The 15,127-nt window shown below is 38.3% G+C and carries 14 protein-coding genes; 9 read left to right on the forward strand and 5 right to left on the reverse strand.

Annotated elements, in window-relative coordinates:
- Both FIM66_RS04165 and FIM66_RS04170 read right to left on the reverse strand, forming a co-directional pair.
- Positions 1-468: an RNA pyrophosphohydrolase gene (locus FIM66_RS04165; protein WP_000902636.1), complete on the reverse strand. Its 468-nt coding sequence runs from the start codon at positions 466-468 to the stop codon at positions 1-3.
- Positions 469-628: 160 nt separating this feature from the next.
- On the reverse strand, positions 629-919 hold the full coding sequence (locus tag FIM66_RS04170) for a c-type cytochrome (protein WP_140600069.1): 291 nt from the start codon (positions 917-919) through the stop codon (positions 629-631).
- A 94-nt stretch (positions 920-1,013) separates the two neighbouring features.
- Here FIM66_RS04170 and hemW point away from each other — a divergent pair, with 94 nt between their 5' ends.
- Entirely contained in the window at positions 1,014-2,051 is a 1,038-nt protein-coding gene (hemW, locus tag FIM66_RS04175) for a radical SAM family heme chaperone HemW (RefSeq protein WP_194149252.1), read from the forward strand.
- Positions 2,052-2,101: 50 nt separating this feature from the next.
- On the opposite strand, the gene crcB is transcribed toward hemW, so the two are convergent.
- The 3 genes from crcB to FIM66_RS04190 are packed head-to-tail and all read right to left on the reverse strand — an operon-like array spanning position 2,102 to position 3,565.
- Positions 2,102-2,494: a fluoride efflux transporter CrcB gene (gene crcB, locus FIM66_RS04180; RefSeq protein WP_140490627.1), complete on the reverse strand. Its 393-nt coding sequence runs from the start codon at positions 2,492-2,494 to the stop codon at positions 2,102-2,104.
- Positions 2,495-2,540: 46 nt separating this feature from the next.
- Positions 2,541-3,221 (reverse strand): uroporphyrinogen-III synthase, encoded by a 681-nt coding sequence (locus tag FIM66_RS04185; protein ID WP_140490629.1) that lies wholly within the window; start codon positions 3,219-3,221, stop codon positions 2,541-2,543.
- Positions 3,222-3,223: 2 nt separating this feature from the next.
- A complete protein-coding gene (locus FIM66_RS04190) occupies positions 3,224-3,565 on the reverse strand; it encodes a rhodanese-like domain-containing protein (RefSeq protein WP_140478771.1) in 342 nt (113 codons plus the stop codon).
- A gap of 71 nt (positions 3,566-3,636) precedes the next feature.
- Here FIM66_RS04190 and FIM66_RS04195 point away from each other — a divergent pair, with 71 nt between their 5' ends.
- The 8 genes from FIM66_RS04195 to FIM66_RS04235 all read left to right on the forward strand — a co-directional run bounded on the left by FIM66_RS04195 (position 3,637) and on the right by FIM66_RS04235 (position 15,068).
- Entirely contained in the window at positions 3,637-6,477 is a 2,841-nt protein-coding gene (locus FIM66_RS04195) for an FAD-binding and (Fe-S)-binding domain-containing protein (RefSeq protein WP_194149251.1), read from the forward strand.
- A 40-nt stretch (positions 6,478-6,517) separates the two neighbouring features.
- Positions 6,518-7,222: a di-trans,poly-cis-decaprenylcistransferase gene (locus tag FIM66_RS04200; protein WP_140490633.1), complete on the forward strand. Its 705-nt coding sequence runs from the start codon at positions 6,518-6,520 to the stop codon at positions 7,220-7,222.
- The gene (locus FIM66_RS04205) at positions 7,216-7,902 is read left to right on the forward strand and encodes an ABC transporter ATP-binding protein (protein WP_000959595.1); all 687 of its coding nucleotides are present in this window, start codon (positions 7,216-7,218) and stop codon (positions 7,900-7,902) included. Before FIM66_RS04200 ends, FIM66_RS04205 begins: the two co-directional genes overlap by 7 nt.
- A 312-nt stretch (positions 7,903-8,214) precedes the next feature.
- Complete coding sequence (gene purD / locus FIM66_RS04215) at positions 8,215-9,489, forward strand: phosphoribosylamine--glycine ligase (RefSeq protein ID WP_140600075.1); 1,275 nt, start codon at positions 8,215-8,217, stop codon at positions 9,487-9,489.
- A gap of 48 nt (positions 9,490-9,537) precedes the next feature.
- Positions 9,538-10,017 carry an RDD family protein gene (locus FIM66_RS04220; RefSeq protein ID WP_140600077.1) on the forward strand — a complete coding sequence of 160 codons (480 nt, stop codon included), beginning with the start codon at positions 9,538-9,540 and terminating at the stop codon, positions 10,015-10,017.
- Between the two features lie 2 nt (positions 10,018-10,019).
- On the forward strand, positions 10,020-12,281 hold the full coding sequence (locus tag FIM66_RS04225; protein WP_000641078.1) for an LPS-assembly protein LptD: 2,262 nt from the start codon (positions 10,020-10,022) through the stop codon (positions 12,279-12,281).
- A 13-nt stretch (positions 12,282-12,294) separates the two neighbouring features.
- Entirely contained in the window at positions 12,295-12,999 is a 705-nt protein-coding gene (locus tag FIM66_RS04230; RefSeq protein WP_194146527.1) for a phosphoribosyltransferase, read from the forward strand.
- A gap of 2 nt (positions 13,000-13,001) precedes the next feature.
- Positions 13,002-15,068 (forward strand): polyribonucleotide nucleotidyltransferase, encoded by a 2,067-nt coding sequence (locus FIM66_RS04235; protein WP_140600079.1) that lies wholly within the window; start codon positions 13,002-13,004, stop codon positions 15,066-15,068.
- The last annotated feature ends 59 nt before the right edge of the window (positions 15,069-15,127 follow it).

The raw sequence follows: 15,127 nt of genomic DNA on the forward strand, positions 1-15,127 counted from the left end.
CTATAAATACCCCTCTCTTTTGAAATAAGCAATGACTTGGCGGTACACCTGACGCTTAAAGGGGACGATTTTTTTAAGCAAATCCTTAAGATGGATGAATTGATAGGCTCTAAATTCTGGCGTGTGTTTGTTCAAATCAATGTTGTTAGCATGCTTTAGGCGCACTAAAAAATAGCGTTGCTTTTGCCCGTCAAACGCATAGAATTTATGCTCCATATTGCTTGGGAAATCATAGGCGATCCATCTGGGGTATTGCGCTAAAATCTCTATTTCATTCGTGCCAATTTCTTCTAATAATTCCCTATAAAGCGCTTCTAAAGGGGTTTCGCCCTCATCAATGCCCCCTTGGGGGAACTGCCACGCCCCTTCAATATCTATGCGCTCAGCGATAAAAATTTCGCATGTATTAGGGTAGTCTGGCGACACAATGATAGCCGCAACGTTAGGACGATATTTTTTATGTAGCATAGGTCTTTATTTTAGCTCTTTCTTGTTTGATTAAGATGGTATTATAGTGTATGCTGGCTTTAAGTAGGGTTAAGAATGCCATTAAAATCAAAAATTAAGAAAAAAGGGCTTGAAACCCATTTTGATAGCACCCAAACAGTGCTATTAAAACTGAGAGAGTTTATTTGAGAGTGGGGATGTATTTGGCTAAAGCTTTGATGTCTTCATCGCTCAATTTTTTAGCCTGTGCGGTCATGATAGGATTCTTATTAACACCATTTTTAAAATCCATAAGATCTTTTTCAATTTCCGCTTCACTCATCATGTTGACGATTTTGCTTTTGCCTAAAGCTTTCTTTTCAAACTTGACCCCATGGCAAGTGGCACAACTTTTTGCAAGAGCTTTAACATCTGTTGCCATTAAAGCGTTTGCGAACGCTAAAACGCCTAAAGCCATAATAACCTTTTTCATCGTTTGTCTCCTCTACTTATCAAAATGATCTTAAAATGATACAATTACAAGTTTAAGTTTTGCTTAAAATGAAGTGAAAATGAGAGAAATAAATATGATTTTATACATTCATATCCCTTTTTGTGAAAATAAATGCGGTTATTGCGCTTTCAATTCCTATGAAAATAAGCATGGGCTAAAAGAAGAATACACTCAAGCGTTATGCCTGGATTTAAAGCATGCGTTAAGTCAAACTGATGAACCAATTGAAAGCGTTTTTATTGGCGGCGGCACGCCTAACACTTTAAGCGTGAAGTCTTTTGAAAGGATTTTTGAAAGCATCCATCACAATGCGCGCTTGAGCTTGGATTGTGAGATCACCACTGAAGCTAACCCTGAATTGATTTCTAAAGCTTGGTGTCAAGGCTTAAAAGATTTAGGGATCAACCGCTTGAGTTTGGGGGTGCAAAGTTTTAGGGAAGATAAATTATTGTTTTTAGAGCGCCAACATTCCAAAAATATCGCTCCTGTGATAGAAACCATTTTAAAAAGCGGGATTGAAAATATCAGCATTGATTTGATTTATAACACCCCATTAGACAATGAAAACTCTTTAAAAGAAGAACTAAAACTCGCCAAAGAACTCCCTATCAACCACTTGAGCGCTTATGCTTTGAGTATTGAAAAAAACACGAATTTAGAAAAAAACGCCAAAAAACCCTCATGCGCTAATTTTGACAATGTAATCAAAGAGGTTTTAGAGAGCTTTTCTTTCAAGCAATACGAAGTGTCTAATTACGCTAGAGATTATCAAGTCAAACACAACTTAGCTTACTGGGGGGCTAAAGATTATTTAGGGTGTGGGGCTGGGGCTGTAGGCTGTGTGGCGAATGAGCGCTTTTATGCGAAAAAACTCATAGAAAATTACATCAAAGACCCCCTAAAACGCCAAGTTGAGACGCTTAATAAACAAGACAAACGCTTAGAAAAGCTGTTTTTAGGCTTGAGGTGCATGCTTGGGGTTGAGCTTAGCTTGCTAGATGAAAATAAAGTAAAGTTTTTGGTTGAAGAGAATAAGGCTTTCATTAAAAATAACCGATTGATAGCGAGCGATTTTTTCATGGCTGATGAAATGGCTTTGTGGCTGTTGTGATTGTAGGCTCTGCTTTAATCAAGCGTTAATGAAACGCCAGAAAGCGTTTTTTAATTAACGCCTATAAAATTTTTAGCCAAAAACCACCCGATAGCCACCCCAATAAGCCCTAAAAGGTTAGTGCCTAAGACATAAGAAATGGCTTCAAGGTATTGGGATTTTTGCAAGAGTTTTAAAGTGTCTAGCCCATAAGAAGAAAAGGTCGTAAAACCCCCTAAAACCCCGGTAACAAAGAAAATCCCAAAATCATCGCCAAAAACTTTTTTGACAGCCAAATGCCCCATAAAGCCGATGACAAAACACCCTATGATATTCACGCTAAAAGTCCCTAAAGGAAAACTTTCAAACATTAAAAATTTACTGGGCATCATTTTGCCCACAAAATACCTTAGCGAACTCCCTATAGCCCCCCCTAAAGCGGCCCATAAAAAGACAAAATTCATGCATCATCCTTTAAAAAATAACTGAGAACATTATAATGAGATGTTTTTAACATTCCTTAACCCTCAAACTTAAAGCCAGTTCTAAACACGCTTCTAAGGAGGGCTTTTTAGCGCTATAGCTTTGAATGCCTTGCTCTTGCAAATAAAGAGCGGTCGTGTTGCCAATGCTTATAGCGGTGTAATTTTCTAAAAATTCAAAATAGTGCAAAAAGGCTTTTGCATGGCTTATAGCGGTAAAAATAAGAACGCTTTTTTCTTTGGGTTTTAGGGCGTTTTGTTCGCTTAAAGTCAAATGTTTGAGCTTGTTTTCATAAACAACGGCTTGTTGGAAATCAATGCCATGCTCTAAAAGAATGGTGTCTAAAGAAGAAGCAATTTCTTTTGCCCTGAGATACAAAACGCTTTTTTTTTCCAATAAAGGAATGATTTCTTGAACGAACTCTTTGCCATGGGCTTTTTCCCCTATAAAGGCGACTTTAAAATGGTGATCTTGTAAAGTTTTTGCGGTGGGTTCGCTCAAAGCGTAAGCAGGAATGTTTTGTAAAATTTGGAGTTTGGGGCTGTTTTTTAGAGTTTCTAGCAAGGAAAACACCGCATTTTTAGAAGTGAAAATGAGAGCGTTAAAAGGGGTTGGATCTAATTCTAAGGGATAGTAGCAAAATTCATTTAAAATGAGAGTCTTATAAGGGGCGATTCTTTGAGAATGCACCCATACAATCTCCCTCATGCCTAGTTTTTTTTACCGCTAGTGTCATCATAGACCATTCTAAAGCCGTATTTTTCAAAATCATAGACATTGCCCTCTAAATAATAGGGCGTATAGCCTAATTCATGCATGCTTTTAGCCGCGTCTAAAGCCCTGCGACCAGCCCTGCAATGGAGCAACACTTTTTGATCTTTGTGTTGGGATAAAAAATCAGCGAGCTTTTCTTGGTCATTGACGCTAATGAGCGTAGCGTTAGGCAAATGCAATTCCTCATATTCGTCCAATTCGCGCACATCTACCACGATAAAATCATTGAAATTCACTTCTTCTAAACTGATTGCATAATCTTCAAAATCTTCAAGCATGTTTATCCTTAGTTTTTAAAGTAAGGTTATGTTACAATGATTTGATAAATAGGAATGTTTAAGGAGTGTGTGTGGAAGAAAATTATCATGCTTTTTTTACAGAAGCGAGCGGGTTTTTAAACGAGCGGATCTTTAAGGATTATTTACGCCGTTTGGCTTATGGCATTGATGCGTCATGTTATCGTTATATCCCTAAAATAGTCGTTTGGGTGAAGGATGAAGAAGAAGTTCAAAAGCTTTGTGTTTTAGCCAAAAAGCATGGCGTTTCATTGACTTTTAGAGCGGCTGGGAGTTCCTTATCAGGGCAGGCGAGCTGTGATGGGGTGCTAGTGGTGGTGGCGCATTTTTTCAAAGACGCTCACATTTTAGACAACACTCAAAGCATTCAGCTTTCATGCGGAGTCATAGGAAGCCATGCGAACGCTTTATTAAAACCTTACCATAAAAAAATAGGCCCGGATCCCGCTACGATAAACACCGCTATGATAGGGGGGATTGTCGCTAATAACGCTAGCGGGATGTGTTGTGGGGTGGAGCAAAACAGCTACAAAACCCTAAAATCCTTAAGAGTCATTTTAGCTGATGGCACTCTTTTAGACACAGCCAATCAAGAGAGCGTTGAGAGTTTCAAAAACGCGCATAAAGATTTGATTGAAGGGGTTTTGAATTTAAGAAAAGAGATCTTAAAAGATGAAGAATTGCATGCTTTAATTAAGAAAAAATACGAGATCAAAAACACCACCGGCTATAGCTTAAACGCTCTCATTGATTTTGAAGATCCGATTGAAATCATCAGCCATTTATTCATAGGCTCTGAGGGGACTTTAGGCTTTATTTCAAGCGTGGGATTAGAATGCGTGAAAGACTACGCTTATAAAACTTGCGCGTTATTGTTTTATGAAAATTTAGAGCAATGCGCCAAAGCCGCTCAAATTTTAGCCGCCTTAAAAGCCAAACAACCTGAAATGATTTCTTCAGCAGAGCTTATGGATTATGCGTCCTTAAAAAGCGTGAAAAATTTAGAGGGCATGCCTAGCGTGATTTTAGAAGTCAAAGAGCCTAACGCATGCTTACTCATTCAAAGCGAAAGCGATGATCCTTTAATTTTAGAAAACAACATGCAAACGATTTTAAACGCCTTGAACGCGATACCGGTCGTTTTAGATTCTCAAATCAGCAGCGATCCTAACATTTATCAATCGTGGTGGAAGATTAGAAAAGGCATTTTCCCTATCGCAGCGTCAAAAAGAAAAAGCCAAAGCTCTGTGATCATTGAAGACGTGTGCTTCAGCAAAGAGGATTTTGTAGAGGGGGCAAAAGCGATTGAAGGGCTTTTAAAAAAACATGGCTTTAAGGATAATGGCATTATTTTTGGGCATGCGTTAAGCGGGAATTTGCACTTTGTCGTTACGCCGATTTTAGAAAATGAAACCGAAAGAAAGGCGTTTGAAAATTTGGTTTCTGAGATGTTTTTAATGGTGAGCAAAAGCTCTGGCTCTATTAAAGCCGAACATGGCACAGGCAGGATGGTAGCCCCTTTTGTGGAAATGGAGTGGGGAGAAAAAGCCTATAAAATCCACAAACAAATCAAAGAATTGTTTGATCCTAAAGGCATTTTAAACCCTGATGTGATCATCACAAACGATAAAGAAATCCACACTAAAAATTTAAAGAGCATTTACCCTATTGAAGAGCATCTGGACATGTGCATGGAATGCGGATTCTGTGAAAGGATTTGCCCTAGCAAAGATTTATCTTTAACGCCACGACAACGAATCGTTATCCACAGAGAGATAGAATACTTAAAAGAAAGAGTAAGTCATGGTCATAATGAAGATCAAGTTTTATTAGATGAGCTTTTAAAAGAGTCTGAATATTTAGTGCACGCCACTTGCGCGGTGTGCCATATGTGTTCTATGCTATGCCCTTTAGAAATTGATACCGGAAGAATCGCCCTAAATTATTATCAAAAAAACCCTAAAGGCGAAAAGATCGCTTCAAAGATCCTTAATCACATGCAAGCAACCACAAGTGCGGCTCGTTTTTCTTTAAAAAGCGCTCGCTTGGTTCAAAATCTCATAGGTTCTCACAATTTAGTGAGCCTGACCAAAGGGATTAAAAAATTCATCAAGCCCTTCCCTAAAGCTTTTGATTACATGCCCAAAAACAACGCCTATCCTTTAGAGAATAAAACGCTTAAGAGCGAAGAAAAAGTCATTTATTTCAGCACTTGCATCAACCGCTCGTTTGCTCCATCAACCAAAATGGCGGATAAAAGAAGCATTCAAGAAGTGTTTGAATCCTTATGCCAAAAAGCCAAAGTTTCGGTAATGTATCCTAATGGATTGGATGCGCTTTGTTGCGGGAAAGCCTTTATCAATTACACCGACTTAACCAAGCAGAACAACGAAAAAAACCATGCGATTTTTTTACAATTAAGCGATGAGGGAAAAATACCGATCGTCTTAGACCATAGCGCATGTTCGACGCATTTTTTCAAGCAAATGAAAGCTTATAAGGATTTGAAAGTCTATGATTTGAGCGTCTATATTGAAGAAATTCTAAGCCCTAAATTAAGATTCAACCCCATTAACGAAGACATAGGGTTATACACGATGTGCACTTTAAAGTTAGAAAATAAAGAAGAGTTGTTGTTTAATTTAGCTAAAAAATGCACTTTAGGCGAGATTGTTATCCATAAAGAGACGGGTTGTTGTGGCTTTGCGGGGAATAAGGGCTTTTTTACCCCTGAATTGAACGAGAGCGCTTTAAACGGCTTTCAAGCGTTTTACCAATCCTATGATCTTAAAAGGGGCTTTTCCACTTCTAGCACTTGCGAGATCGGTTTGAGTGAAAAAACCCGATTTTCTTGGCAGCACATCGCTTATTTAGTGGATGCTTGCACGCTTTAAATGGTGTATAATTCAAGAATTTCTTTAAAGGGTAAAGGCATTGGATAACACTCTCAAACATCTTGCCATTATTATGGATGGTAATGGCAGGTGGGCTAAATTAAAGAATAAAGCTAGGGCTTATGGGCATAAAAAGGGCGTAAAAACCCTTAAAGACATTACGATCTGGTGCGCTAATCATAAGCTAGAATGCTTGACTTTATACGCTTTTTCTACAGAAAATTGGAAACGCCCTAAAAGTGAAGTGGATTTTTTAATGAAAATGCTTAAAAAATACCTTAAAGATGAGCGATCCACTTATTTGGATAATAACATACGCTTTAAAGCGATAGGGGATTTAGAGGGCTTTTCTAAAGAATTGAGAGACACGATCTTACAGCTTGAAAACGATACCAGGCATTTTAAGGATTTTACGCAAGTTTTAGCCCTTAATTACGGATCTAAAAACGAGCTTTCAAGAGCCTTTAAAAGCTTGCTAGAAAGCCCGCCTAGCAATATAAGCCTTTTAGAAAGCTTAGAAGATGAAATTTCTAATCGCTTAGACACGCACGATTTGCCGGAAGTGGATTTATTGTTACGAACAGGAGGGGAAATGCGCTTGTCTAATTTTTTATTGTGGCAGTCCAGCTATGCGGAATTGTTCTTCACGCCGATTTTATGGCCTGATTTCACCCCTAAAGATTTAGAAAATATCATTAGCGATTTTTACAAAAGAGTGCGCAAATTCGGGGAATTAAAATGCTAGTAGAAATAGAGAATTTGACTAAAACTTATGGGAGTTTAAAAGCGTTAGACAATATCAATTTAAAACTACCCAAACAGCAATTCATAGGGCTTTTAGGCCCTAATGGGGCGGGTAAAACCACTCTGTTAAAAATTTTAGCCGGATTGAATTTGAACTATCAAGGGGAAGTGAAAATTTTAAATCAAAAGATCGGCATAGAGACTAAAAAAAGCGTGGCGTTTTTAAGCGATGGCGATTTTTTAGACCCTAAATTAACGCCTTTAAAAGCGATCGCTTTTTATAAGGATTTTTTTAGCGATTTTGATGAATCAAAAGCCCTAAATTTGCTAAAACGCTTCAGCGTGCCTTTAAAAAGAGAGTTCAAAGCCCTTTCAAAAGGCATGAGGGAAAAATTACAGCTGATTTTAACCCTATCACGAAACGCTTCTTTGTATCTTTTTGATGAGCCGGTGGCTGGGATTGACCCTATTGCAAGAGAAGAGATTTTTGAGTTAATCGCTAAGGAGTTTAGCCAAAACGCAAGCTTATTAGTCTCTACGCATTTGGTGGTGGATGTGGAAAAGTATTTAGACAGCGCGATTTTTTTAAAAGAAGCCAAAGTAGTGGCTTTTGGGGGTGTGGGAGAATTGAAAAAAGGGTATAGCAGTTTGGAAGCAGCGTATAAAGAAAGGCTGAAATAAATCAGTCAGTTTCTCTTAAAACGCCTAAACGCCAATTAAAACTATCACAGATTGCTGGAATATTTTTGCATGGAATTTCTTTAAAATTTAAGTATAATTGTAAGCATCGCCTGGGTGATTTGCGTTTCTTATTGATGGCAAGTTCGTTGAAAAAATAAGTTAGGCTAAGGTAGTGGTTTTTGTGTGATGGCATTTTTTAAATCTGCCCCTAAGAAAATCCTCCTAGCCTTATTAGTGTAGGTTTGTTGAACTTATGCGCATGTAAAAGTAGCGGTCATCTGGGTTTAAAAACAACCACATTTTAGGAAAGACATGAAAGATAACAACAACTATAATGTTTTAATTGTGGGGAATAAGGGGCGGGAGTATGCTTTGGCTCAAAGGCTTCAGCAAGATGAGCGAGTGAATGCTTTGTATTTTTGTTTGGGTAATGGTGGCACTCAAGATTTAGGCGAAAATCTGGAATGCGAACATTACGAGCATATCGTGGAATTAGCCCTGAAAAAACAGATCCATTTAGCCATCATTTCAGAAGAAGAGCTTTTGGTTTTAGGACTTACAGAAATGCTAGAAAAAGCGGGGATTTTAGTGTTTGGGGCTTCTAAAGAAGCGGCTAAGTTAGAGGCTTCTAAAAGCTATATGAAAGCTTTTGTTAAAGAGTGCGGCATCAAGAGCGCGTCTTACTTTGAAACAAACGATTTAAAAGAAGCTCTCAATCACATTCAAAACGCTTCTTTCCCCTTAGTGATTAAAGCGTTGAATAAAAACACAAGCATTGTCCATCAAGAAGAAGAAGCGATAAAAATCCTTGAAGACGCTTTCAAACAAAGCAATGAGCCTGTGATCATAGAGCCTTTTTTAGAGGGGTTTGAGCTTTCAGTTACAGCACTCATAGCCAATGATGATTTTATCTTGTTGCCCTTTTGCCAAAACTACAAACGCTTATTAGAGGGGGATAACGGGGTCAATACAGGAGGTATGGGGGCCATCGCTCCTGCAAACTTTTTCTCTAATGAATTAGAAGAGAAAATAAAAAATCATATCTTTAAACCCACTTTAGAGAAACTTCAGGCTAATAACACGCTTTTTAAAGGGGTTTTACTCGCTGAAATTGTAATCATAGAAGAAAAGGGCGTTTTAGAGCCGTATTTATTGGATTTTAGCGTGCGTTTTAAAGATATTGAATGCCAGACGATTTTACCCCTTTTAGAAAGCTCGCTATTAGATTTGTGTTTGGCTACAGCCAAAGGGGAATTACATTCTCTTGAATTGGTGTTTTCTAAAGAATTTGTGATGAGTGTGGCGCTTGTTTCTAGGAATTACCCCGCTAGCTCTTCGCCCAAACAAACCCTTTATATTGATCCGGTTGATGAAAAAAAGGGTCATTTGATTTTAGGGGAGGTGGAGCAAGATAATGGCGTGTTTGAAAGCAGTGGGGGGAGGGTGATCTTTGCCATTGGCAGAGGAAAATCCTTATTAGAAGCCAGAAACCATGCTTATGAAATCGCTCAAAAGGTGCATTTTGAAGGCATGTTTTATCGCAAGGATATTGGTTTTAAGGTGTTAGATTTGAAAGAATATTCTTAAAGGTTAAAGTTTAAGACAAACCAAAGAGTTTGTCTTGTTTGTTTTTGAATGCGCTCTCCAAATTTAGAAAAAGAAGAAACCGAAATCATAGAAACACTTCTTATGCGTGAAAAAATGCGTTTATGCCCCTTGTATTGGCGCATCTTAGCGTTTTTAACCGATGGTTTGTTAGTGGCGTTTTTATTGAGCGATCTTTTAGGCGCGTGCGATTTCTTGCATTCTTTATACTGGCTGACTAACCCCATTTATCACAGCGTGTTTGTCATAGTGAGTTTTATCGTCTTGTATGGCGTTTATGAAATCTTTTTTGTGTGTTTGTGCAAGATGAGTTTGGCTAAACTGGTTTTTAGGATTAAAATCATTGATATTTATTTAGCAGATTGCCCCAGTAGGGCTATTTTATTGAAGCGTTTAGGGTTAAAGATCGTGGTTTTTCTATGCCCCTTTTTATGGTTTGGGGTGTTTAAAAATCCCTATCATAGGGCGTGGCATGAAGAAAAAAGCAAAAATCTTTTGGTGTTGTTTTAATCATGATTTATTGGTTGTATTTGGCGGTCTTTTTTTTGTTGAGCGCATTAGAGGCTAAAGAAATCGCTATGCAACGATTTGACAAACAAAACCATAAGATTTTTGAAATCCTTGCGGATAAAGTGAGCGCTAAAGACAATGTGATAACCGCTTCAGGGAATGCGATCTTATTAAACTATGATGTGTATATTTTAGCGGACAAGGTGCGTTATGATACCAAGACTAAAGAAGCGTTATTAGAGGGGAATATCAAGGTTTATAGGGGCGAGGGTTTGCTCGTTAAAACCGATTACGTGAAATTGAGCTTGAATGAAAAATATGAAATCATTTTCCCCTTTTATGTCCAAGACAGCGTGAGCGGGATTTGGGTGAGCGCGGATATTGCTAGCGGGAAGGATCAAAAATATAAGGTTAAAAACATGAGCGCTTCAGGGTGCAGCATTGATAACCCCATTTGGCATGTCAATGCGACTTCAGGCTCATTCAACATGCAAAAATCGCATTTGTCTATGTGGAATCCTAAGATCTATGTCGGTGATATTCCTGTATTGTATTTGCCCTATATTTTCATGTCCACTAGCAACAAACGCACCACCGGGTTTTTATATCCTGAGTTTGGCACTTCCAACTTAGACGGCTTTATTTATTTGCAACCCTTTTATTTAGCCCCCAAAAACTCATGGGATATGACCTTTACCCCACAAATCCGCTATAAAAGGGGTTTTGGCTTGAATTTTGAAGCACGCTACATTAACTCTAAAAACGACAGGTTTTTATTCAATGCGCGCTATTTTAGGAATTACACCCAATACGTCAAACGCTATGATTTGAGAAATCAAAATATCTACGGGTTTGAATTTTTAAGCTCTAGCAGGGACACTTTACAAAAATATTTTCATCTTAAGTCTAATATTGACAACGGGCATTACATTGACTTTTTATACATGAATGATTTGGACTATGTGCGTTTTGAAAAGGTTAATAAGCGCATCACAGACGCCACGCACATGTCTAGGGCGAATTACTATTTGCAAACAGAAAACAATTATTATGGCTTGAATATCAAGTATTTTTTAAACCTGAATAAAATCAACAATAACCGCACTTTCCAATCTGTCCCTAATTTGCAATACCATAAATATTTAAATTCTTTGTATTTTAGGAATTTATTGTATTCGGTGGATTATCAGTTTAGAAACACCGCAAGAGAGATTGGTTATGGCTATGTGCAAAACGCTTTGAATGTGCCGGTGGGCTTGCAATTTTCTTTGTTTAAAAAGTATTTATCTTTAGGGCTTTGGAATGATCTCCAACTATCTAATGTGGCTTTAATGCAATCTAAAAATTCCTTCGTGCCTACGATCCCTAATGAATCAAGGGAATTTGGGAATTTTGTGTCTTCAAATTTTTCCATGTATGTCAATACGGATTTAGCCAGAGAATACAACAAACTTTTCCACACGATCCAACTAGAAGCGATTTTCAACATCCCTTATTACACCTTTAAAAACGGCTTATTTTCTCAAAACATGTATGCTTTAAGCGCGCAAGCTTTAAACAGCTACACTTCGCCTTTATTGAGAGATTATGATTATCAAGGGCGTTTGTATGACTCCGTGTGGAATCCTAGCAGCATTTTACCTAGCAATGCGAGCAACAAGACGGTGGATTTAACCCTAACGCAATACCTTTATGGCTTAGGGGGGCAAGAGTTATTGTATTTTAAAATATCGCAACTCATCAATCTTGACGATAAAGTTTCGCCCTTTAGAATGCCACTAGAGAGCAAGATCGGGTTTTCGCCCTTAACAGGATTGAATATTTTTGGGAATGTCTTTTATTCGTTTTATCAAAACCGCTTAGAAGAAATCTCTGTGAACGCCAATTACCAACGCAAGTTTTTAAGCTTTAACCTCTCTTATTTTTTAAGAAACAATTTTAGCAGTGGGATTAATAGCATTGTAGAAAATCCTGCGGATTATTTAAAGGCGGGTTTTAGCAACGACTTTGGCTATTTTTCCATGAGCGCGGATGTGGGTTATGATATTAGAAACAATGTGGTTTTAAATTGGAATGTGGGGATTTATAAAAAAATCCGTTGTTTTGGGATTGGCTTTCAATTCGTCAATCAAAGACGCCCTATCCTCACCGGCGATCCCAACCAACCTATAAGAGTGTTTGAAAATAACTATGTTAAGCTAGAATTAGACTTTTCACCGATCACTAAAACCAATGTAACTTACCGCTCTTTACAGCGTAAGTAAAAAAGGAATAGATTTGAATACGGACTTTAGCCATATCACCGATATAGAGGGCATGCGTTTTATCAATGAAGAAGACGCTTTAAACAAATTGATTAATGAAATCCACACGCGCCACATTGATTTAAAAGATTCCATCATGCTCGCTTTGAGTTTTAACGCTCTGTATTTAGCTCACGCCTTAGCGCAAAAATTTGGAGCGACTTATGATATACTTTTTTTAGAACCTATCCTAGCCCCTTTAAACTCAAAATGTGAAATCGCTTTAGTGAGTGAAAGCATGGATATTGTGATGAATGAAAGTTTAATCAATTCCTTTGACATCGCTTTAGACTATGTTTATGGGGAAGCCAAGCGGGCTTATGAAGAAGACATTTTGTCTCATATCTATCAGTATCGCAAAGGCAATGCGATCAAAAGCTTGAAAGATAAAAATATTTTTATCGTAGATAGGGGGATTGAGACCGGGTTTAGAGCAGGGTTAGGCGTGCAAACTTGTTTGAAAAAAGAATGCCAAGACATTTACATTTTAACCCCCATTCTCGCGCAAAATGTCGCTCAAGGCTTAGAAAGTTTGTGCGATGGGGTGATTAGCGTGTACCGCCCTGAATGTTTTGTCTCTGTGGAACATCATTATAAAGAACTCAAGCGATTAAGCAATGAAGAAATTGAAAAATACTTGGGCGCTAACAACGTGCCTAATTTAAAAAAGGAACATTAAATATGGATTTTATCACCATCAATTCCAGTAACAAAACCGAAGAATTTGCTCTCAAACAAGTGGCCAAACAAGCCACCAGCTCTCTTTTATACCGATTAGGAAAAACCATCATTTTAGCGAGCGTGTGCGTAGAAAGAGAGCCTGTGAGTGAAGATTTTTTGCCTTTAGTGGTGCAGTTTTTAGAAAAATCTTATGCAGCCGGTAAGATTCCTGGCGGTTTTGTTAAAAGAGAAGGCAGGGCGCAAGATTTTGAAATCTTAACTTCTAGGCTCATAGATAGGACTTTACGCCCTTTATTCCCTAAAGATTACCGCTACCCTACCCAAATCACTTTAATGGTTTTAAGCCATGATATTGAAAACGATTTGCAAGTTTCTGCTTTAAACGCCGCTTCAGCCGCCCTCTTTTTGGCCCATATCGCTCCTATTAAAAGCGTGAGCGCTTGCAGGATCGCTAGGGTGGATAACGGATTTATCATTAACCCTAACACAAGCCTTTTGAATCAATCCAATTTGGATTTGTTCGTGTCTGGAACGAAAGAGAGTTTGAACATGATAGAAATGCGCTCTTTGGGGCAAAAATTAAACGCTTTAGAAGAGCCTTTAATGCTAGAAGCTTTAGAATCGGCTCAAAAAAGTTTGAAAGAAACTTGCACGCTTTATGAAGAGGCTTTCACGCCCCACCAAAACGAGCTGCTTTTTAAAGAGAGCCAAGGAATAATTTTTAATGAAAGGCTGTTAGATTTATTAAAAAATCAGTATTTTGATGAAATCATCAAAGGCATTGAAAGTTCTGCTTTGAGCGAGCGAGAAAATGTTTTCAATGAAATTGCTAAAAAAATCAGCGAAGCCCACTCAGAATTCAGTTTAGAAGAGATTGAATTGTCTTTAGAAAAAGTGAAAAAAACTGAGATAAGGCGCATGATTATTCAAGATAAGATCCGCCCGGATAAGCGTGCGTTAGAAGAAGTGCGACCCATTGTGATAGAGAGCGATTTGCTCCCTATGGCGCATAGCTCCATTTTATTCACTAGGGGGCAAACGCAGAGCTTAGTGGTAGGGGTTTTGGGCACGGATAATGACGCTCAAACCCATGAGAGTTTGGAACATAAAACCCCTATCAAAGAGCGCTTCATGTTTCATTATAATTTCCCTCCTTTTTGCGTGGGCGAAGCGAGTTCTATTGGCGCGACTTCAAGGCGTGAATTAGGGCATGGGAATTTGGCTAAAAGGGCCTTAGAAACGAGCATTAAAAATAAAGAGCAGGTGATACGATTGGTTTCTGAGATTTTAGAAAGCAATGGTTCAAGCTCAATGGCGAGCGTGTGCGCAGGGTCTTTAGCCCTTTATGCAAGCGGTGTGGGAATTTATGATTTAGTCGCTGGGGTGGCTATGGGCATGGTGAGCGAGGGGAAAGATCACGCTATTTTAAGCGATATTAGCGGCTTAGAAGACGCCGAAGGCGATATGGATTTTAAGATTGCCGGGAATTTAGAAGGCATTACGGCTATGCAAATGGATACCAAAATGAGCGGTATTAGATTAGAGGTTTTATACCAAGCCTTGCTCCAAGCCAAAGAAGCACGGAAACATATTTTAAAAATCATGCATGAAGCGAAAGAAAAGATTGTGATCAATTTTTCCCATTTGCCCACGACTGAAATTTTTAATGTTGCGCCCGATAAAATTGTAGAAATTATCGGTCAAGGGGGGCGTGTGATTAAAGAGATAGTGGAAAAGTTTGAGGTTAAAATTGATTTGAATAAACCGAGCGGTGAAGTGAAAATCATGGGGAATAAAGAGCGCGTTTTAAAAACTAAGGAATTTATTTTAAACTATTTGCATTCTTTAGATCAAGAATTGGAGCAATACGCTATTGATGAGGTGCTAGAAGCTCAAGTGAAAAGAATCGTGGATTTTGGGGCGTTTTTAAGCTTGCCTAAGGGGGGCGAAGGCTTGTTAAGAAAACAACACATGGACAGGTGTCAAGTGGTTTTAAAAGAAGGCGATAGCATCAGGTGTAGGGTGATTAGCTTCAATAAGGGTAAAATCGCTTTGGATTTGGCTTAATCCATCTCTTAAATTATCCATAGTCCTATGTAAAACCAATCTAATACATAGGACTTGGC

It is taken from the genome of Helicobacter pylori (assembly GCF_006439795.1).
Taxonomy (GTDB): domain Bacteria; phylum Campylobacterota; class Campylobacteria; order Campylobacterales; family Helicobacteraceae; genus Helicobacter; species Helicobacter pylori_CR.